The sequence below is a fragment of the Maribacter luteus genome (assembly GCF_009674825.1).
Classification (GTDB): domain Bacteria; phylum Bacteroidota; class Bacteroidia; order Flavobacteriales; family Flavobacteriaceae; genus Maribacter_A; species Maribacter_A luteus.
In genome coordinates, this window is record NZ_WKJH01000002.1 from 371,107 (window position 1) to 391,841 (window position 20,735).

23 protein-coding genes are annotated in these 20,735 nt (G+C 39.3%); 17 read left to right on the plus strand and 6 right to left on the minus strand.

Annotation, left to right across the window (positions count from 1 at the left end; genetic code table 11):
• Nucleotides 1-2 precede the first annotated feature (2 nt).
• The 17 genes from ccoN to GJ691_RS04875 all read left to right on the plus strand — a co-directional run bounded on the left by ccoN (nucleotide 3) and on the right by GJ691_RS04875 (nucleotide 15,396).
• Entirely contained in the window at nucleotides 3-2,201 is a 2,199-nt protein-coding gene (gene ccoN / locus GJ691_RS04800) for a cytochrome-c oxidase, cbb3-type subunit I (protein ID WP_154364302.1), read from the plus strand.
• 6 nt (nucleotides 2,202-2,207) lie between these two features.
• Nucleotides 2,208-2,402, plus strand: a complete 195-nt coding sequence (locus tag GJ691_RS19675; protein ID WP_246200116.1) for a CcoQ/FixQ family Cbb3-type cytochrome c oxidase assembly chaperone — start codon at nucleotides 2,208-2,210, stop codon at nucleotides 2,400-2,402.
• Nucleotides 2,399-3,352 carry a cbb3-type cytochrome c oxidase N-terminal domain-containing protein gene (locus GJ691_RS04805; protein WP_154364304.1) on the plus strand — a complete coding sequence of 318 codons (954 nt, stop codon included), beginning with the start codon at nucleotides 2,399-2,401 and terminating at the stop codon, nucleotides 3,350-3,352. The genes GJ691_RS19675 and GJ691_RS04805 overlap by 4 nt, the downstream gene beginning before the upstream one ends.
• Nucleotides 3,353-3,378: 26 nt before the next feature.
• Nucleotides 3,379-4,800 carry a cytochrome c oxidase accessory protein CcoG gene (gene ccoG, locus GJ691_RS04810; RefSeq protein WP_154364306.1) on the plus strand — a complete coding sequence of 474 codons (1,422 nt, stop codon included), beginning with the start codon at nucleotides 3,379-3,381 and terminating at the stop codon, nucleotides 4,798-4,800.
• A 19-nt stretch (nucleotides 4,801-4,819) separates the two neighbouring features.
• Entirely contained in the window at nucleotides 4,820-5,266 is a 447-nt protein-coding gene (locus GJ691_RS04815; protein ID WP_154364308.1) for a FixH family protein, read from the plus strand.
• Between the two features lie 158 nt (nucleotides 5,267-5,424).
• Nucleotides 5,425-6,129, plus strand: coding sequence for a sulfite exporter TauE/SafE family protein (locus GJ691_RS04820; RefSeq protein WP_154364310.1), 705 nt, complete (start codon nucleotides 5,425-5,427; stop codon nucleotides 6,127-6,129).
• Between the two features lie 160 nt (nucleotides 6,130-6,289).
• Entirely contained in the window at nucleotides 6,290-6,892 is a 603-nt protein-coding gene (locus GJ691_RS04825) for a TetR/AcrR family transcriptional regulator (protein ID WP_154364325.1), read from the plus strand.
• A 27-nt stretch (nucleotides 6,893-6,919) separates the two neighbouring features.
• Nucleotides 6,920-8,212, plus strand: coding sequence for a TolC family protein (locus GJ691_RS04830; protein ID WP_154364327.1), 1,293 nt, complete (start codon nucleotides 6,920-6,922; stop codon nucleotides 8,210-8,212).
• A 28-nt stretch (nucleotides 8,213-8,240) separates the two neighbouring features.
• A complete protein-coding gene (locus GJ691_RS04835) occupies nucleotides 8,241-9,137 on the plus strand; it encodes an HlyD family secretion protein (RefSeq protein ID WP_154364329.1) in 897 nt (298 codons plus the stop codon).
• A gap of 13 nt (nucleotides 9,138-9,150) precedes the next feature.
• Nucleotides 9,151-10,053, plus strand: coding sequence for an ABC transporter ATP-binding protein (locus GJ691_RS04840; protein ID WP_154364332.1), 903 nt, complete (start codon nucleotides 9,151-9,153; stop codon nucleotides 10,051-10,053).
• A 46-nt stretch (nucleotides 10,054-10,099) separates the two neighbouring features.
• Complete coding sequence (locus GJ691_RS04845; RefSeq protein ID WP_154364334.1) at nucleotides 10,100-10,834, plus strand: ABC transporter ATP-binding protein; 735 nt, start codon at nucleotides 10,100-10,102, stop codon at nucleotides 10,832-10,834.
• Nucleotides 10,835-10,838: 4 nt separating this feature from the next.
• Nucleotides 10,839-11,945, plus strand: coding sequence for an ABC transporter permease (locus GJ691_RS04850; RefSeq protein ID WP_154364336.1), 1,107 nt, complete (start codon nucleotides 10,839-10,841; stop codon nucleotides 11,943-11,945).
• 101 nt (nucleotides 11,946-12,046) lie between these two features.
• Nucleotides 12,047-13,168 carry an ABC transporter permease gene (locus GJ691_RS04855; protein WP_154364339.1) on the plus strand — a complete coding sequence of 374 codons (1,122 nt, stop codon included), beginning with the start codon at nucleotides 12,047-12,049 and terminating at the stop codon, nucleotides 13,166-13,168.
• 22 nt (nucleotides 13,169-13,190) lie between these two features.
• The gene (locus GJ691_RS04860) at nucleotides 13,191-13,583 is read left to right on the plus strand and encodes a group III truncated hemoglobin (protein WP_154364343.1); all 393 of its coding nucleotides are present in this window, start codon (nucleotides 13,191-13,193) and stop codon (nucleotides 13,581-13,583) included.
• Between the two features lie 101 nt (nucleotides 13,584-13,684).
• Entirely contained in the window at nucleotides 13,685-14,119 is a 435-nt protein-coding gene (locus tag GJ691_RS04865) for an RrF2 family transcriptional regulator (RefSeq protein ID WP_154364346.1), read from the plus strand.
• A 68-nt stretch (nucleotides 14,120-14,187) separates the two neighbouring features.
• Nucleotides 14,188-14,919 (plus strand): iron-sulfur cluster repair di-iron protein, encoded by a 732-nt coding sequence (ric, locus tag GJ691_RS04870; RefSeq protein ID WP_154364350.1) that lies wholly within the window; start codon nucleotides 14,188-14,190, stop codon nucleotides 14,917-14,919.
• A gap of 15 nt (nucleotides 14,920-14,934) precedes the next feature.
• Complete coding sequence (locus GJ691_RS04875) at nucleotides 14,935-15,396, plus strand: hemerythrin domain-containing protein (RefSeq protein ID WP_154364353.1); 462 nt, start codon at nucleotides 14,935-14,937, stop codon at nucleotides 15,394-15,396.
• Nucleotides 15,397-15,463: 67 nt separating this feature from the next.
• Here GJ691_RS04875 and GJ691_RS04880 read toward each other — a convergent pair whose 3' ends face one another.
• The 6 genes from GJ691_RS04880 to GJ691_RS04905 all read right to left on the minus strand — a co-directional run bounded on the left by GJ691_RS04880 (nucleotide 15,464) and on the right by GJ691_RS04905 (nucleotide 20,723).
• The gene (locus GJ691_RS04880) at nucleotides 15,464-15,853 is read right to left on the minus strand and encodes a hypothetical protein (RefSeq protein ID WP_154364356.1); all 390 of its coding nucleotides are present in this window, start codon (nucleotides 15,851-15,853) and stop codon (nucleotides 15,464-15,466) included.
• Complete coding sequence (locus GJ691_RS04885) at nucleotides 15,850-16,269, minus strand: GreA/GreB family elongation factor (protein WP_154364359.1); 420 nt, start codon at nucleotides 16,267-16,269, stop codon at nucleotides 15,850-15,852. The genes GJ691_RS04880 and GJ691_RS04885 overlap by 4 nt, the downstream gene beginning before the upstream one ends.
• A 166-nt stretch (nucleotides 16,270-16,435) precedes the next feature.
• A complete protein-coding gene (locus GJ691_RS04890) occupies nucleotides 16,436-17,728 on the minus strand; it encodes a Glu/Leu/Phe/Val family dehydrogenase (RefSeq protein WP_154364362.1) in 1,293 nt (430 codons plus the stop codon).
• A 12-nt stretch (nucleotides 17,729-17,740) separates the two neighbouring features.
• Entirely contained in the window at nucleotides 17,741-17,926 is a 186-nt protein-coding gene (locus GJ691_RS04895) for a hypothetical protein (RefSeq protein WP_154364365.1), read from the minus strand.
• A 383-nt stretch (nucleotides 17,927-18,309) separates the two neighbouring features.
• Complete coding sequence (locus tag GJ691_RS04900; RefSeq protein ID WP_154364367.1) at nucleotides 18,310-19,632, minus strand: sigma-54-dependent transcriptional regulator; 1,323 nt, start codon at nucleotides 19,630-19,632, stop codon at nucleotides 18,310-18,312.
• A 2-nt stretch (nucleotides 19,633-19,634) separates the two neighbouring features.
• Nucleotides 19,635-20,723 carry a sensor histidine kinase gene (locus tag GJ691_RS04905; RefSeq protein WP_154364369.1) on the minus strand — a complete coding sequence of 363 codons (1,089 nt, stop codon included), beginning with the start codon at nucleotides 20,721-20,723 and terminating at the stop codon, nucleotides 19,635-19,637.
• Between the last annotated feature and the right edge of the window lie 12 nt (nucleotides 20,724-20,735).

The window sequence follows — 20,735 nt, forward strand, 5'->3', positions numbered from 1 at the left end:
TTATGGAAGTACAACAATTCTATTACGATAACAAAATCGTAAAAAATTTCCTCTATGCTACCATGTTCTGGGGAGTTGTGGGAATGTCCGTGGGGCTATTACTGGCCTTCATGTTTCTTTTCCCTAATGTAACCGATGGTATCCCATGGTTAAGTTTCGGTCGCCTTAGACCTTTACACACCAACGCGGTGATTTTTGCGTTTGTGGGCAACGCCATATTTGCCGGGGTCTATTATTCTACCCAGCGATTGTTGAAAGCCCGTATGTTCAGCGATTTCCTAAGTAAATTCAACTTTTGGGGATGGCAATTGATCATAGTGGCCGCAGCGATAACACTTCCATTAGGGTATACTTCAACCAAGGAATATGCAGAATTGGAATGGCCCATTGATATTGCCATTGCAGTGGTATGGGTAGCCTTTGGGGTCAACCTGATCGGCACCATGTTCAAAAGGAGACAACGACACTTATATGTGGCTATTTGGTTTTATCTGGCCACTTTTGTTACCGTCGCCGTACTACATATATTCAATAGTTTGGAACTTCCTGTTAGTTTCATGAAAAGTTACTCGGTTTATGCCGGAGTTCAAGATGCCTTGGTACAATGGTGGTACGGTCACAATGCCGTTGCATTCTTCCTAACGACACCATTTTTGGGGCTTATGTACTATTTTGTTCCCAAAGCGGCCAACAGACCTGTATATTCCTACAGATTATCGATAGTTCACTTTTGGTCCTTGATATTCATATATATCTGGGCAGGACCTCACCATTTATTATATTCGGCACTACCTGACTGGGCACAAAACTTAGGTGTAGCCTTTTCAGTAATGTTGATCGCTCCTTCTTGGGGTGGTATGATCAACGGTCTATTGACCTTACGTGGTGCTTGGGACAAGGTTCGAGTAGATCCTACGCTTAAATTTATGGTTGTTGCGATTACAGGTTACGGTATGGCAACTTTCGAAGGCCCAATGCTTTCCCTTAAGAACGTTAATGCGATTGCCCACTTCAGTGATTGGATCATTGCCCACGTTCATGTTGGTGCTTTAGCATGGAACGGTTTCTTGACCTTTGGTATGATCTACTGGTTGGTACCTAAAATGTTCAAAACCAAATTACATTCCGTAGGTATGGCCAATTTCCACTTCTGGATCGGCACATTGGGTATTATTCTCTATGCATTGCCTATGTACGTTGCCGGGTTCACACAAGCTTTAATGTGGAAAGACTTTAACCCTGACGGAACCTTGGCCTACGGTAACTTCTTGGAAACCGTACATGAAATAATTCCTATGTATTGGATGCGCGCCATAGGTGGTAGCCTTTACATTCTTGGTATGTTCACATTGGTCTACAACGTAATCGTTACCATAAGATCAGGTAGCAAAGTTGAAAATGAATTGGCCGAAGCTCCTGCCTTAGCCCGTGTATCCAGTAGAAGAACTGCAGGTGAGACCCTACACACCTGGTTAGAGCGTAAGCCTGTTCAAATGACTATTTGGGCAACAGTGGCCATTTTAATTGGTGGTATGATCGAGATCGTACCTACTATTATGGTAAAATCCAACATACCTACCATATCAAGTGTAAAACCATACACTCCTTTAGAGCTGGAAGGTAGAGATCTTTACATACGTGAAGGTTGTGTTAGTTGCCATTCGCAAATGGTTCGTCCTTTCCGAAGCGAAGTGGAACGTTACGGTGAATATGCAAAAGCTGGGGAATTCGTATACGACCATCCATTTCTTTGGGGAAGTAAACGTACCGGACCCGATTTGTTAAGGGTTGGTGGTAAATATTCCGATAGTTGGCACTTAAACCATATGTACGATCCTCAAAGTACATCATCAGGATCCATAATGCCCGCTTATCAATGGCTGGTACTTAGCGAACACGACCGTAGCGACATACAGGACAAAATGGAAGCCATGGTAACCTTGGGCGTACCCTACACAGAAGAGGAAATCGCCAATGCTTTTGAGTCAATGGATGCGCAAGCCACCAAAATAGAGAAAAACCTCTATTCCGATCCAGATTTCGTTAAATCGTATGAGGCCGATAAAACATATGCCCAAGAGAACGGATTGGATTTTGTTGAAATGAAGGATCGTGAGATCGTTTCCTTAATCGCTTACTTACAACGTTTGGGAACCGATATCAAAGTGAAGGAAACCGGAGAGATTTTAACTGAAAAATAGTAAACCATGCTAAAATTCATAAAAGGTCACTTAGAAAGTATAGATGGGGTAACAACCTACCCCATGGTATCGTTAATTATATTCTTTGTCTTCTTTGCATTGCTTTTTTGGTGGGTTTTCACAGCACGTAAAGCATATATTGACGAAGTAAGCTCACTCCCATTAGAAGATAACAACCAAAACAATAAACAAGAATTATGAAAAATATGTCACCCTGGTGGATCAGGATCCCCGTAACCTTCTTCATCATTTTCGGATTGATGGAGTACTTTATAGACTCTGGAGAGCAATTGGCAATTTTTGCATACCCCATAACACAGTTTTTCATGTTAATGGTGTTATTGATCTTAATCGCCATGGAAGTGATTTTGAGGTCAATCGAAAGTGTAATGTTCCAAACACTTAGCGAAGAAGGCAAAGAACGATACCTGGCCGAAAAAGCAAAACAATGGGAATGGGCTTGGGGCAAAAAAGTATGGGCCAAGATGACGGCCAATAAACCTATAGAACAAGAAGGCGAGATTATTCTAGACCATAATTATGACGGTATTAAGGAATTGGACAACGATTTACCGCCTTGGTGGGTCTGGATGTTCTACGCAACAGCTGTATTTGCCGTTATTTATCTCGTACGTTTTGAGATTTACGGTGATTATGACCAAGAATTGGAATATGAACAGGAAGTTGCTGCCGCTAATTTGGCCATTGAGGAATACAAGAGAACAGCTAAAGACCTTGTAGATGCCAATACGGTAGAGTTATTGACGGACGCTTCCGATTTAAAAGCAGGAAAGGCCATATTCGAAACTACATGCGTAGCTTGCCACATGGCAGATGGCGGTGGTGGAATTGGGCCAAACCTGACCGATGATCATTGGATTTTGGGTGGTGGCATCAAAAACGTCTTCAATACCATTTCTGAAGGAGGTCGTGACGGCAAGGGTATGGTAGCATGGAAATCGAACTTTAAACCAGCGGAAATAGCCCAGATAGCAAGTTATGTACTGAGTTTTCAAGGAACAACACCCGCCAATCCCAAAGCACCGGAAGGTGATGTATGGGTAGACGAGAATGCACCCGCAAAAGAAGAAACATTAGAACAAACACCAGAACAAGCGACCGATTCAGTTACAGTGGCCGTGAATGAATAATATTCTTTACAAAAGGATAATAGACAATGGCAGAACAGGACAAAGAGAATTTTAGGGATTCCATAGGTACTATTAGCAAAGAAGGTAAACGCGCTTGGGTATTTCCTAAAAAACCGAGTGGCAGGTTTTATAAGTACAGGAAGTTAGTAAGTTATTTCTTATTGGCATTTCTTATATTCTCGCCATTTATAAAGGTAAACGGCAACCAATTTTTAATGTTCAATGTATTGGAACGCCGTTTCAATATTTTTGGATTCCCATTTTGGCCGCAAGATTTTCACCTGTTCGTAATATCTATGATCATCGGGGTTATTTTCATTGCCCTTTTTACTGTCGCCTTTGGCCGTATTTTCTGTGGATGGATCTGCCCACAGACCATATTCATGGAAATGGTCTTCAGACGAATCGAGTTTTGGATAGATGGTGATCGCCCAGCGCAAATGCGTTTGGCCAAACAACCCTGGAATGCAGAAAAAATCAGGAAAAGGGTAATCAAATGGATTATCTTCTTCCTCATATCGTTTATTATAGCCAATGTATTCCTTGCTTATTTAATAGGAAGCGATAGATTGATACAGTACATCACCGATGGCCCAATGGCACATTTGAGCACATTGGTGGCCCTATTGGTATTTACGGGTGTATTCTACTTTATATTCGCTTGGTTCAGGGAACAGGTCTGTATCATCGCCTGTCCTTACGGAAGAATGCAAGGGGTTCTGCTCGACAATAAATCTATTATAGTTGCCTACGACCATAAACGGGGTGAAGCCGAAAATGGACGTAAAAAATTTCGGAAAAACGAAGATCGTGAAGCATTGGGACATGGTGATTGCATTGATTGTAAACAATGTGTACATGTATGTCCTACGAACATCGACATTAGGAACGGAACGCAACTCGAATGTATCAACTGCACCGCCTGTATTGATGAATGCGATACGGTAATGGAAAAAATAAACCTTCCAAAAGGTTTGATCCGTTATGCCAGTGAAGACGAAATTACCAAAAAAGAGAAGTTCAAATTTACACCAAGGCTAAAAGGTTACTCTGCCGTTTTGTTCATTTTGACCGGTGTACTTATCGGCATGTTGTTCTTACGTAATGATCTTGAAGCGAACATCCTTAGGCTTCCGGGTCAATTATACGAACACAAAGAAGGGAATATCATCAGTAATGTATACACCTATAAATTGATCAATAAGACAACAAAAGAAGTTGAAGATGTCAGCTTTAAACTTTTATCCCATAATGGCACCATCAAATTAGTGACCACGGACAACTTTACAGTGCCCGCACAGGATTTGGCCGAAGGCACTTTGTTTATAGAAATCAACAATTCGGCTCTTAATGGCGATAAGGACAAATTGAAAATCGGCGTCTATAGTGGCGATAAATTAATCGAAACTACTACAGCAAGATTTTTAGCGCCAAGGAGCTATAATTGAACAGTGAAAAAAACGTGTTATGAAAATTAATTGGGGAACAGGAATTGTATTGGCATTCATAGGGTTCATAAGCTTTATATTGTTTTTCGTCATTCGAATGAACATGGACGACCATGCCAACCATGACCTGGTCACCGAAGAATATTACCAACAAGAATTAGGCTATCAAAAAGAAATAGATGCAGAAACCAATGCGAATAACCTAACAACCAAACTCAGTACACGTAAAACCCCTAAAGGAATAATAATTGAATTTCCAAAAGAACAAGATATAAATAAAATCAAAGGCACAGTGTCCCTATATAGGCCATCCAATAAACACTTGGATTTTGACTTACCCATAAGTTTATCCAATACACATTTGCTCATACCTGACGAACGTTTGTTGGATGGTCGCTGGGACATTAAAATCGCATGGGAATACCTCGATAAGCCTTATTTATACAAAAAAAGCTTTACCTATTAAGAAAAAAGGTAAAGCAATTAAATCCAAGAAGGGGCAAGACATATAATGCCCTTAGTCAATTTAGGGTAATTAAAAGGGAACCTCAATTGACATTTAAAGAAAAGTAAGATTAAGCAAATAATCGGCAAATAGCTTCTAGCCTATTATATCGGAACAATATGTTATTATCAGCATTGGTATTGGGTCTTATGGGAAGTCTGCACTGCGTTGGCATGTGCGGCCCAATTGCTTTTATGCTACCTGTTGATAGAAACAATAACCTAAAGAAAATCTTTCAGATCACCCTTTACCATACCGGGCGGCTATTGGCATACGGACTAATTGGTTTGGTTTTCGGACTTCTAGGAAAAGGACTGTATGTCTTTGGAATGCAACAAAAACTATCGATCATAACAGGTATTTTGATGATCGTAGTTGTACTGATACCCTATAAAACTTTCAGTAAGTACAATTTTTCAAAACCACTGTTCAGGATCATATCAAGAATCAAAAGTAGATTAGGCAAGGAATTGAAGAAAAAATCCCCTGATACGTTCTTGACCATTGGTTTTCTTAACGGCTTTTTACCTTGCGGTCTGGTCTATATGGCCCTTTTCGGAGCAATAGCTATGGGCAATGCATTAGAAGGCGGACTGTACATGGTTCTTTTCGGTTTGGGTACCGTGCCATTGATGACCACTGCCATTTATATGAGTGGTTTTCTTAAGCGTTCGGTGAAACAAAGAATACAACAATTGATTCCTGTTTTTGTTGTAGTCATCGGTGCACTTTTCATTTTAAGGGGAATGGGCCTGGGCATACCCTATATATCGCCAAAACCGGTTACGAACGTAACGACAAGCACCATGGAGTGCCAACCATAATTATAGACTCCTTAGTCTCATACTTTCCATTTTAATTTATCCGAATGCCAAAATTCCTGTAGCAGAACGCACCACAATTTTTAAGGAATTACATGAAATTCATTCTTCTTAAAAATTAATTATGTACATTTGTTAACCATTTGGTTAAACCATACAGTTAATGAAAGACATTAATACCGAACAAGCAATATTGAATGCAGCCATAACCATTTTCCAAAAAAAGGGCATGGCAGGTGCGAGAATGCAGGAAATTGCAGATGAAGCCCATATTAACAAGGCGATGTTACATTATTATTTTCGAAATAAACAACAATTGTTCGAAGCCGTATTAATGTCCGCCTTTCAAAAATTAGCACCCCAAATGAACATTATTTTCGCCTCAGAAATTGATGTTTTTGAAAAAATCAGAAAGTTTACCGCTGGGTATATAGACTTTATGTTAGAGAATCCTTATTTACCATTGTTCATTATACATGAGTTAAAACACAATCCAGATTTTGTCAAAAAGATTATGTTACATCCGAACAAACCCGACCCAAAACCACTTATAATTCAATTTGAAAAAGAAATCAAAGCGGGTAGAATCAAGGACATTCCTCCCAAACAAATAGTTTTAAACCTTTTCTCATTAACCATTTTCCCTTTTGTAGGGGACACTTTATTCAAAATTGTACTTGACATTGAAGACAAAGATTACCATAAAATGATCCAAGAGCGAAAAACATTGATAGCAGAACAACTCATCAGTAGTATAAGCGCATAAATAATCATGCACTAAACCTATTAAATTATGAACACATCAAAAAATAAATACGGCACCATAAACAGTTTCCTGCTTTTACTATTCTTCCCGTTCGTCCTTATTGCCCAGCAGACACTAACGTTGGATGAATGTTTCGACCGTGTCACCAAAAATCACCCCATAGCGGAACAAATCGAACTATTACGCACTAAATCCAACTTAGACCTTGAAGCGATAAACAAAGAAAAATTACCTCAACTAGACTTAAATGCCCAAGCCACCTACCAATCGGATGTGACCCATTTACCCGTGGCCTTACCGAACATAACGGTCGACTACGCAAATAAAGACCAATACAAAGCCACTTTGGATGCCAGCCTACCTATCTATAACGGCGGCTTGATAGATGCTAAAGCAAGATTAGAAGAAAGTAATACCAGTGTGGGCTTACAAGAAGTAGAAGTGAATTTATACGCCTTAAAATCGAGCATTAATGAATTATACCTCTCCATTCTTCTTATTCAGGAAAACCGATCATTACTAGAAGCAAAGGAAAAACAGTTACAAACACGGCTAAAAGAAGTAAAGGCGGGTGTGGAATACGGCACTTTACTCCCAACATCTGCAGATGCCCTAGTTGTAGAGCTTTTAAAAATAAAACAAAACTATGCTGAACTGGACCATTCGAAATCAAGTTTACTTAAACGTTTATCTTTCCTAATCGGGAATGAAATCAATAATAATATAGTTTTACAAACCCCAACGGTCAAAATAACGAACAACCCCTTATCCCAGCGGCCAGAACTTACTCTGTTCGATCTTCAAAAAAATCAAATAGAAAAGTCCATCCAACAACTATCCAAATCCAAGCTACCCAAATTAAATGCGTTTGTACAAGGAGGTTATGGTAACCCAGGATTAAACATGCTCGACAATACCTTTACTACCTATTATTATACCGGATTGCGCCTTAACTGGAATGTTTTTGATTGGAACAAGAACAAAACCGAAAGGCAATCATTGGCCATAAACAAGGACATTATAGATACACAGGAAAAGACTTTTGAACTTAACAACAACTTGGAACTTGTTCAGATACAATCTGAAATAGATAAATTAAATGAGTATCTAACCATTGACCAGGAGATTATCCCGATTCGGGAAAACATGGTCAAATCAGCCGCATCCCAATTAAAAAACGGGGTAATTACATCATCAGCCTATATATCGGAATTCACCGATTTATATGAAGCTAAGAGCAATTTAAACTTACACCGCATTCAATTATTACTACAACAAATCAAATTCCAAATTACTAATGGAACCTATGGAACCAATTAATTCCTCAATAAGTAAACAGACCAGAACAATGAAAAAATCCATTTTTATATTAGCACTACTTACAGGAATCTTATTTACTTCTTGTAATGGAAACGGGGAAAAAGCGGATGGTTACGGCAACTTTGAAGCCACCGAAACAACAATATCTTCCGAAGCAAATGGCAAACTCCTTTTCTTTTCTGTGGAAGAAGGGCAATTACTCAAGAAAGATGACATAGTAGGTGTTGTCGATACGATTCAATTATCATTGAAAAAGGCTCAACTTCTAGCAAATAAAAAGAGTGTCTTTTCAAAATCCCGAAACGTACTTTCACAACGTGAAGTCATTAAAGAACAATTGAAAGTGGCCCAAAACGACCACAAAAGAATAGAAAACCTCATCAAAGAAAATGCGGCTACCCAAAAACAGTTAGATGATATCAATGGCCAAATAGAAATTTTAAAACAACAAATGATCAGTGTTGAGACCCAAAACACCCCAATAGTGACCGAAGTTAAAAGTATTGAAGTGCAAATTCAGCAGATCGAAGATCAAATAAAAAAAAGCATCATTCAGAATCCCTTAAAGGGAACGGTACTAACAAAGTATGCCGAACCCCATGAAATAACCGCATTCGGCAAACCCCTATATAAAATAGCAAATCTTGATGTTATGGAACTAAGGGTGTATTTAAGTGAAACCCAATTGGCAGATATAGAAATAGGAAAAGAGGTAACCGTGAAAATAGATGCCAATGATAGTATGAAATCATATAAAGGAGAAGTTTCATGGATTTCGGACACGGCAGAATTCACTCCAAAAATCATTCAAACCAAAGAAGAGCGAGTAAACTTGGTATATGCCGTAAAGGTCTTGGTCAAAAATGATGGAAGTCTAAAAATAGGAATGCCTGCCGAAATCTGGATTTTGAACAACAAAGAATAAGTCTATTACGCCCATGTCGATCATCGTAAAAAACATAAGCAAGTCCTACGGCCAAGTAAAGGCCTTAGACGATATTTCGCTAGAAGTACGACCTGGGGAATTGTTTGGTCTAATAGGCCCAGATGGTGCCGGAAAAACCACTTTATTCCGGATTTTGACCACCTTGTTATTACCTAATGAAGGCACGGCTTCTGTAAACGGGTTCGATATAGTTAAGGATTACAAATCCATCCGGAACAATGTTGGTTATATGCCAGGACGGTTCTCTTTGTACCAAGACCTTACCGTAGAAGAAAACCTAAGGTTCTTCGCCACCATATTCGGCACTACCATAAAAGAGAATTATGATCTCATCCGTGACATCTATGTACAGATAGAACCTTTTAAAAACAGAAGGGCCGGAAGGTTATCAGGCGGTATGAAACAAAAATTGGCCCTCTCATGTGCCTTGATCCATAAACCCAAGGTGCTTTTTTTAGATGAACCGACAACTGGGGTGGATCCCGTTTCCCGTAAGGAATTTTGGGAAATGTTGAAGCGCTTGCAAAAACAGAATATCACGATTTTCGTTTCCACCCCTTATATGGATGAAGCCGAACTGTGCGATAAGATAGCTTTGATTACCGATGGGAAGATTTTACAAATCAATACCCCGGAGGCCATAAAGGCTTCCTTTCCAAAGAAAATATATAAGGTAAGATCCTCGGAAACCTTTAAACTGATTCAAGACCTAGGCACCTATAATAAGACACATAGTGCATATCCGTTTGGGGAATACATACATTTTACGAGCACCCAATCCGATTTTCAGCCCAGTGAATTAATCGATTACCTAAAGGCAAATAAACATAACCAAATCGAAGTCCTTGAAACGAATGCCACGATCGAAGATACGTTCATGGAACTGTCCAAATAAAATTAAAACGGGAATAAAGTATTAAACAATTGACCCCAGAAGAAGAATGAAAGCAGCAAATGCCATACAAGTAAAAAACCTGACCAAAACCTTTGGTGAATTTACTGCCGTGAACAACATATCGTTCCATGTGGGCAAAGGAGAGGTGTTCGGTTTTCTTGGAGCAAATGGCGCGGGAAAAACCACAGCGATGAAAATGCTCATCGGTATTTTAAAACCTACTTCTGGCAAAGCCCAAGTAGCCAATTACGATATAACCAGCCATGCCAATGATGTAAAGAAAAACATAGGGTACATGAGTCAAAGGTTCTCTTTGTACAATGATCTTACCATAAAGGAGAACATTACTTTCTTCGGGGGTATCTACGGACTTAAAAAAGCGACTATAAAAACAAAGACCCAAGCATTGATCAATGATCTGGGCCTACATGACGAAGCCAATAAATTGGTGGGGTCATTACCTCTCGGTTGGAAACAGAAAGTCGCCTTTTCGGTATCACTACTGCACGATCCACAGATTATTTTTTTAGATGAGCCCACCGGTGGTGTAGATCCCATTACCCGAAGGCAATTTTGGGAAATGATATATCGTGAAGCCCATAAAGGCAAAACGATCTTCGTAACCACACATTATATGGATGAAGCCGAATATTGTGATCGTGTATCGATAATGGTCGAGGGTAAAATCGAGGCCTTGGACTCTCCAAAAAACCTAAAAACCCAATACAAAGTAGATTCAATGAACCAGGTATTCCTAAAATTGGCAAGAAACATAGAATAACAGCATGAAACGATTCATAGGATTCATACAAAAAGAGTTTTACCACATCCTGAGGGACAGACGCTCGCTGTTCATCCTATTCGGTATGCCCATTGTACAGGTCTTACTTTTCGGATTTGCCATCACCAATGAGATAAACAATGTTGATATTGCGATCCTGGACCATTCCAAAGATGCGACCACAAAAGAAATAATCGCCAAAATTTCAGCATCAAAATATTTCAGCATAAAACAGGTCATAGACAATGAGGCATCTATCGAAAAAGTATTTAAAAAAGGAAAGATCAAAGCGGTCTTGAATTTTGAAAAGGACTTCAGCAAAAAACTGATAACCGATAATAAGGCGACCATCCAGATCTTAACAGATGCTACCGACCCCAATACCGCCAACACCATCAGTAATTACACGACTTCTATCTTAAAAAACTATCAACAAGACCTAAACCGGGGAATTCAGTTATCCTATCAAATAGAACCTAAGGTACGGTTGGCCTATAACCCGGAACTTAAGAGTGTTTTTATGTTCGTTCCAGGAGTCATGACGGTTATCCTAATGCTGGTTTCGGCCATGATGACCTCCATATCGATTACCCGGGAAAAAGAACTCGGTACTATGGAAATATTATTGGTCTCGCCTTTAAAACCATTTCAAGTAATCATTGGAAAAGTGGTGCCCTATATACTACTTGCCGTTATTAATGCGATCGTCATCATCTTATTGAGCCTTTTCGTATTCAAAATGCCGGTTCAAGGTAGTTTTATGCTATTGGGGGCCGAAAGTATCCTTTTCATCATTAATGCCCTTTCTTTAGGAATACTGATCTCTACGATCGCCTCTTCCCAACAAACCGCCATGATGGCTTCCCTAATGGGCTTAATGTTACCCGTGATTCTTTTATCGGGATTTATTTTCCCCATTAGCAGCATGCCCCTACCCTTACAGATCTTAAGTAATATCATTCCGGCCAAATGGTTTATAATCATCATAAAGGGAATAATGCTAAAAGGTGTAGGCTTGAACTTTATTTGGAAAGAAACATTGATCTTAATAGGAATGACCTTGTTCTTCATAACCATAAGTATAAAAAAGTATAAAATCAGATTGGAATGAAGAGGACAGTACGGGACACTAAGTTAAAAACAGAGGAGGCGAAAACATATAATAAAATAAATCTATGGTCTAGTCTCTAGATTCTAGCATCTAAAAGGAACATGAACATCATTCGATATATCATACAAAAGGAATTCAGGCAGATTTTCAGGAATAAGGCCATGCTACCTATCATTTTTATGATGCCATTGATACAACTGATCATACTCTCCAATGCGGCAACGTTTGAAATCAAAAACATCAAATTCGGGTATATCGACAATGACAAAACCCCGTATTCCAGGGAATTGGTGGAAAAATTCAATGCCTCAACCTATTTTAACGTGCTTTCAGATTATCCTTCGGCAAAAATGGCGAAATCAGCCATGTTAAACGGTGATGTTGATGTAATACTGGAGATTCCCCAATATTTTGACCGTAACCTTGTAAGGGAAAAGAAAACTGATTTATCCGTAACAATCAATGCCATTGACGGTGCTGCGGCCGGAGTTGAAAACGTATATGTTACACAGATCATACAACAATTCAATAAAAACGTACAGGTAGACTTAATGCTCTACGACACGGTAAATGACCGACCACAGACCATAGAGACCATTCCGTTGTTTTGGTACAACGAAACCTTGAATTATAAAACGTTCATGGTACCCGGAATCCTAGTGTTATTGGTTACGATGATCACCCTTTTCCTTTCTGGGATGAATGTGGTCAGGGAAAAGGAAATAGGCACCTTGGAACAGATAAACGTAACCCCGATCAAAAAATTCCAGTTCATTATTGGCAAGCTTTTTCCTTTCCTTGTTTTAGGGTTGGTTTTATTGACCGTAGGATTGATCATTGCAAAATTACTGTTCAATGTACCTATTATAGGCAGTATCTTTCTTATGTACGGTTATACGGTTGTTTATATTCTTGTTATACTGGGAATAGGTTTGTTTATCTCCAATTACACCGACACGCAACAACAGGCCATGTTCATCGCTTGGTTCTTTATGGTCATCTTCATTTTAATGAGCGGTTTATTCACCCCGATTGAAAGTATGCCCCAATGGGCACAGCTGTTGACCGAGTTCAACCCGATCAAGTATTTTGTTCAGGTAATGCGTATGGTAATGCTTAAAGGTGCAGGATTTACAGATATTTTACCCCAATTGGCAAAGACTTTGCTCTATGCGGTCGCCATGAACGGATTAGCCGTAATGAGTTACAAAAAATTCACTTAGCTTTATCCCAAAACAAGGATCAATGGCTACCAAGACAGATATTAAAGACAGAAAAGATGTTTCTTTATTGGTCAATACGTTTTACGCAAAAGTCAGAAAAGACAAAGTACTTGGCCCAATCTTCAATAATATCATAAACGATTGGGATGCCCATTTAGAACTGTTGACAGATTTCTGGGAGACTCAGCTATTTTTAAAAAGAAAATACTTTGGAAACCCTGTAACCGCCCATGAAGAAGTTGATGAAAAAACGAACCAGACCATTACACCGGAACACTTTGGGTTTTGGCTGAACCTATGGTTCCAAACATTGGACGAATTGTTTGAAGGGGAAACGGCATGGATTGCAAAAAACAGGGCCCAAAAGATGAGCACCATGTTATTTATGCACATGTATCAGCATAGATCCAAATAACCACCCGCCCCCTATTGCGCTTTAGGCTATATTTTATTTAGGACATTTTTGTCCTATTTATAAATTAATACTATCTTTACAGCAAATAATTATTAACAGAAATGTTTTCAAAAGCATGTGAATACGGAATCAGGGCGGCAACATATATTGCTTTGCGGTCACTTGAAGGGAAACGCACAAGCTTAAAAGATATCGCAAAGGAAACCGATTCCCCGGTGGCGTTCACGGCCAAGATCCTGCAGCAGTTATCAAAAAATAAAATCGTTGAATCGGTCAAAGGGGCTTCAGGAGGTTTTGAAATCCAAAAAAGGAATGTACATACCATAAAACTCAGTCAAATCGTTTATGCCATCGACGGGGATAAGGTATATCATGGATGTGGTCTGGGCTTAAGAGAATGTAATGGCGCTAAGCCCTGTCCGGTACATGACAAATTTATAGGTATTCGCGACGGACTTAAAAATATGTTGGAGACAACAACCTTACTGGAAATGACCAGAGGCCTGGAAGTCGGCCTCACGTATTTAAAACGATAAAAAATTTATCATTAAACAGGACATTTTTATCCTATTTAAATTCGAATCAATTAATACCAAGAGCTATCATGAAAAATACACTAAAGACGAACATTGGGGAGATCGTAGCAGAAGACTACCGCACGTCACAGGTTTTTAAAAATCATAATATCGATTTTTGTTGTAGGGGCAACCGAAGTATACAGGAAGTTGCCGAAAAGAACAACTTGGATGCCGAACAACTCTTAAAAGAAGTCACTGAAATCCTGAATCAAACGAAAGCCGATACTATCGATTATAAATCTTGGCCTTTGGATCTTCTTGCAGACTATATTGAAAAAAAACACCACAGATATGTGGAAAAGCAGATACCTGTTTTAAAACAATACCTGGATAAACTTGCCCATACACATGGCACCAACCATCCGGAACTATTTGAAATCAGGGAACATTTCTATAAATCTGCCGATGAACTGACCAAACATTTGAAAAAGGAAGAATTAGTTGTTTTCCCTGCGGTCAGGAAAATGGTCGCAGCCTCCCAAAACAGTGTCCTTTTAGATAAATTCCATTTTGGCACCATCCAAAATCCCATACAAGTTATGATGCAGGAACACGATAATGAAGGAGAACGATTTAGACAAATAGATGGGTTAAGCAATAACTACACCCCACCTGCGGACGGATGCACTACCTATAGGGTAACATTTTCACTATTAAAGGAATTTGAAAATGACTTACACAATCATATTCATTTGGAAAACAATATCCTTTTCCCCAAAGCAGCGGAACTGGAAAAACAATTGGGCGACCCTAGATAATAAATTTACCTTAGCATGAAAAAATCACCCATTAAAAGGAATAAGGACCTGATACCGGTAAGTCGTGATCATCATCACGGCTTACTCCTTTGTTGGAAAATCCGAACCGGGTTCTCCAAGAACGTATCGACAGAGCGTATCAAACGGTATACCGATTGGTTCTTCGAAACACACCTAATGCCCCATTTTGACTTGGAGGAAAAATATATTTTCCCCATACTGGGCAACCAAAATGAATTGGTCAAAAAAGCCCTCGCAGAACACCGTTGCATAATCGCCCTATTCACCGATTCCGATGACATTGAACATGCATTACACATGATCGTGGAAACCTTGCAAGAACATATTCGGTTCGAAGAGCGGGTATTGTTCCAAGAAATACAGGAAGTAGCTACAGAGGAGCAACTTAACTTGGTAGGGGACCTCCACAAAGAAGAAGACTTTTTGGATAACTTGGTAGACGAATTCTGGGCATAAAATGATGGATTAAACCTTTCGGAAAACTAATTACTACCCCAGCCATTAGACAATGGTTTTAATACTACTACCTTTTTACCTTTAAGAGTATTTTGGAAAGCAACTTACGTTTTAATGCCCTATACTTTCCTAGATGTTCCAAGTATAAGTCACGATGTTTCTCGTGATTATTCAAATAATAAGAATCACAAGCCATATCATCGCATTCATGTGCATTCAAATTCGAAGTTTCATAACGGTACATTATACCTGATTTAAGAGTATTTTCACGACGCATGTTAAGTAGTTCGTTATAAAGCCCATGATCGTTCAACATAAGATTTTCAATGGTTATAAGATAATTCATTTCTTCACCAATAAAATCCAGGCTTTCTGTCCAGCTCTCCAGTTCTTTCTTATCCTTCTTCAACATGATTCGACTATCGGACTCATGTTCATAAAAAATTCTTCTACTCATAATACCATACTTACATTTAATTTCCGGTTACCTTGCTCCACTTTCCCAATCATCAAATTCTGCTCGCCCGATGGAAACTCCCAAATAATGGCATCACCCTCCGCATATCCAATAACGGCGGAGCCCATAAGGGTCAATAGAGAGATCTTCCCTTCTTTAACATCACTTTCCGAGGGTGTAACCAAGGTGAATTTTTTACTCCATCCCTTTTCGGATACAACGGTTATTGTGCTATTAAATCGAATAACATCATTGGGCATATCCTTTTCATCACAAATTTTTGCGGATTCTATCTCGCTGCTTAGTTTTTTTATTGACTTTCCCAAGGTAACATCCTTGTAATATTTGGAGAGATTCATAAGTTTTTTCAGCAAAACATATTCCCTCTTTTCTATGATCAAATTTCCGTATTTCATTTTTTCAAATTTTAGTTCTGGGGCATCTCAGTTTAAAAAAAAATGTACGTTACCTTTAGCTATAAACTAGGATTCAATGGGCTCATGGCACCAACCACATTCACGATATCCAGAAACATGACCAATGCCCTGAGCCTAATCCACACTCTTTTTCCATGACATGATGTCAAGGAAAAATTCCACGCTGCTCATACGCCTGTTCCAATCTTTCAATTGCGATGATGAAAGCAGCGGACCTCATATCAACCTCCCTTTCTTTGGATACTTTCAAAACCTTGCTAAAGGATCCTCTGAGTTTCCTTTCCAATTTTTCCATTACTTCTTCTAAGTGCCAAATTTCACCGTTCCTATTTTGGAGCCATTCAAAATAACTACCAATTACACCACCTGAATTACATAATATATCGGGAATGATATCGATTCCCTTTGCCAACAATATCTTCTCGGCCTCGACATCTGTAGGTCCATTGGCCCCTTCGGCAATCAAGTACGCTTTGATGTTTGTAGCATTTTCCGAAGTTATCTGGTTGCCCAGGGCAGCAGGCACGCAGATATCACAGTCCAACCCAAAGAAATCCTTATTCTCTATCGGCAAGGCTCCAACATAGCCTAGAATACTACCTTTATTGGCTTGGGTGAACGCCAAAAGTTTTTCCACTGATATACCATCTTCATTATAAATACTACCATACGCATCTTGGACGGCCGTTAATACGGCACCTTCTTTTTCGAGAAAATAAGCAGTCCAATAACCTACGTTGCCAAAACCTTGTACAATGAATTTTTTGTCATTAAGGTCAACCTTCTTGTTTTCTGCCCAGAACTTGATATTAAGGAAAACCCCATATCCAGTAGCTCTATCCCTGCCTTCTGAACCACCTACTCCTATAGGTTTGCCCGTAACCACATGCATGTTCTTTGATCGCTCATTTGGTGATTTGGTCGACATATACGTATCTAAAATCCAAGCCATGGTCTGTGGATTCGTATTGACATCAGGTGCAGGAATATCCAATTCAGGACCAATATTATCACCTAAGGCATAAGTAAACCTACGGGTAATCCGCTCCAGTTCGGTTTGACTGTATTTTGAAGGCTGTAATTGTATTCCTCCTTTTGCCCCACCATAAGGCAAGCCTGCCAAAGAAGTTTTCCAGGTCATCCACATCGCCAAAGCCCTAGCTGCATCGATATCGACAGTTGGGTGATACCTTAATCCTCCTTTATAAGGTCCAAGCGCATTATTATGCTGCACCCTATAACCTGTGAAAACCTCTACTTCCCCATTATCCATTCGAACGGGAAAGTGTACGACCAATTCATTATTGGTCACCTCCAATATTTTACGAATATTGGTATTTAGGCCGATTATATCGGCGGCATGGTTAAACTGTCTCATGACATTCTCTAACATGCCCTGTTTTTGTTGCCTTTTATTCTTCGGCGTTTTTGTTATCATCTACTTATTATTTTAAACTAATTGTGCTTGATTTTCAACGTTTTTGTAATTACCGCTACGCTTATCGTAAGTTTTTACCTCATCCAAATAATGCTCATATTCACTGCACATAGTAATGTTGCTTTTGTCCGTTGTTATTTCACAAAAAGACATGTACTGGCATGTAGAGCAAATACTCCTATTGAATTTTCGTCGCATATATTTTATTTTTAGCTCCATTTAATGACTTACCTATATAACCGACCTCCCATACAAAAACCAACCCATTCACTTTCGGGAAAGCCGGATAGACAACAGCGTCAAACCAATATGCATATTGCCCAACAAACCTTGATTCACCTGATCAGACATCGGGTATTGACCTAAGAATACCCGGGATTCGGTGACCTTCTTTACGCTTTCAACTCGCAATACATTGGTTTCCGATACCAATTTTGGCAAAAGGTGTGCCTTAAAGAACAAACAAGTACAGAAAATTATTTAATAAGCTGATTGTCAACCACTCCAGTTGATTAATTAAAAAATGAAACAAAAACAGAATGGGGAATTTTTACCCAGTTGAGGAATTTTTACCCAGTAGGTTATTTTAATTTATCCCGCAAGGTCTTTCGATCTATCTGAAGAATATCGGCCGCTTTTGTCTTATTGCCTTTGGTATGGATAAGCACTTTTTGAACGTAATCTTTCACCATTTCATCCAGGGAAACCAAATGGGTATCCGGAAAGTCGATTTGAAACTTCAGCTTATCGGGTAAATCCTTTACTTCGATGGTGCCATCGCCCATGATTATGGCCCGTTGAATAACATTTTCAAGCTCGCGCACATTACCGGGCCAAGGGTATCTTTTCAATATATCAAAGACTTCAGGTGTAATTCGCAATAATCGATCTTTATATTCGATTCCGTATTTCTTTACGAACTTTTCGACTAAAATAGGTATGTCGGCCATTCTCTCCCGTAAGGGGGGCACATCTATCTCAACTACCGTTAGGCGGTAATACAAATCTTCCCGAAATCCCTTGTTTTTGATTTCTTCCAGCAAATTAACATTGGTAGCGGCTATCACCCGTATATCCACTTTTTCTGTTTTCCTAGCGCCCACTTTGGTAACCTCTTTTTCCTGAAGTGCTCGCAATAACTTGCTTTGAACAGCCAACGACGCTGTTCCTATTTCGTCTAAAAACAAGGTTCCCCCTTGTGCTGCCTGAAAGAATCCTTCGCGGTTTTCATTGGCTCCGGTAAAGGCCCCCTTTATATAACCGAAGAACTCAGCTTCTTGTAAATTTTCTGGGATAGCCCCACAATTGACCGCAATGAAAGGTGCCCGGGAAAACTTTCCGGAATAGTGGATAGCCCTTGCCACCATTTCCTTTCCCGTACCACTCTCCCCTTTGATCAAAACCGTTGCCTTATTATCTTTCACCCTTTCTATGATATCGGTTACTTTCCCAAACGCATCCGATTCACCTACCATTTCAGCATTCAATCCCGCCAAAGGGTTATTGCTTTTATTCTTGGAATATTTACGTTGTGAACTTTGCTCAAAAGCCTTTAAAACCGCTTTCCTTAGCTCTTCCTTGGTAAAGGGTTTGGTCAAATAATCCGTAGCGCCCGCTTTAATGACCTCCAAGGCCCCTGAAACGGAGGGGTAGCCCGTAATTACCAATTTAGGCATTTCCGGATAATGCTCTTCGGCAAATTTCAACAACTCCAAACCATCGACCTCGGGCATCTGAATATCGGTGATCAACAGATCAATATGGGCATCTTTCAAGATATATAAAGCTTCCTTTACGGATACTGCTTTATAGGTGTGATAATCCATAGATTGCAGATGACGCTGTAAGAGCTCCAAAATATCGATATCATCATCTACCAATAAAATATTCTCCTTACGTAACATACTTACAATTTAGGAAAATTGACGGTGAATACTGTACCCTTGGGATGATTTTGCCTATGTGAAATACTCCCCTTATGACTGCTGATTATACCATGGACTACGCTTAGTCCCAACCCAGAACCCTCACCAATTGTTTTGGTGGTAAAAAATGGTTCAAAGATCTTTTCTCCAATCTCGGAATCAATTCCCGGTCCTTCATCAGAAATATGAATTTGAACGTTCTTTCCTTCCTCTTCAATATGAACATTGATCTCCCCTTCTATCGGCGAATAATAAACCGCATTCATTATAAGGTTAAAAAGCACTTGAGTCAATTGCACTGTATCGGCTTTTAAATGAACCTTCTGTACACCAAAGGACTTTGATAACCGTAAATTCTTTGCCTTAAAAGAAGGCCGTAACAGTTCTAAAACATTATCAACAATAGGATTCAATTGAATAACATCCATTTCTTGGGGCATTTCGCAAGCGAAAAACATCAGTTTCTTTACGATCTCTCTACTAAAAATAGTATTATCAACAATTTTCTGCAGATCCCGGGCTGCTTCCCTATCGGAAAACCTTTCTTTCAACAACTCGGTGAATCCTAGGATATTGGCCAAAGGGGTGTTGAGTTCATGGGCAATGCCAGCAGTAATCTCCCCAAGAATATGCAACCTATCGGTTCGTTCTATCTGCCTTTTTACCTTCTCTTCACTGTCCTTGATCTGTTTCCTTTCCATTAGGTTGGAAACGACCAGACTAACGTTATTCAACAGGGCTACTTCTTCTTCTAAAAAATCGGATTTCGCATATTTATTCGTCGGATATCCTACCAGGATATGACCATCAGCATTATTGAAAACTTTAATATCCGATTTAATGGTTACCATTGATGGGTTGAAACCTTTTGTTTTTACATAATATGAAGCGCTTTTAATTTCAACTTCTGCATAGGTATTGAATTGCCAAGCTTTTTTAAGGCAATAAGCGATAGCTTCGAGCGACAGGTGCAGTTGGTCGTAGTCTGAATTTACGATAATAGAGTTTACTTCATGAAGACAGGTAAGCTCTTTAATCCTTTCTTTTAATATGGCCTCTGTTGAATTCATCCTTTCAAAATT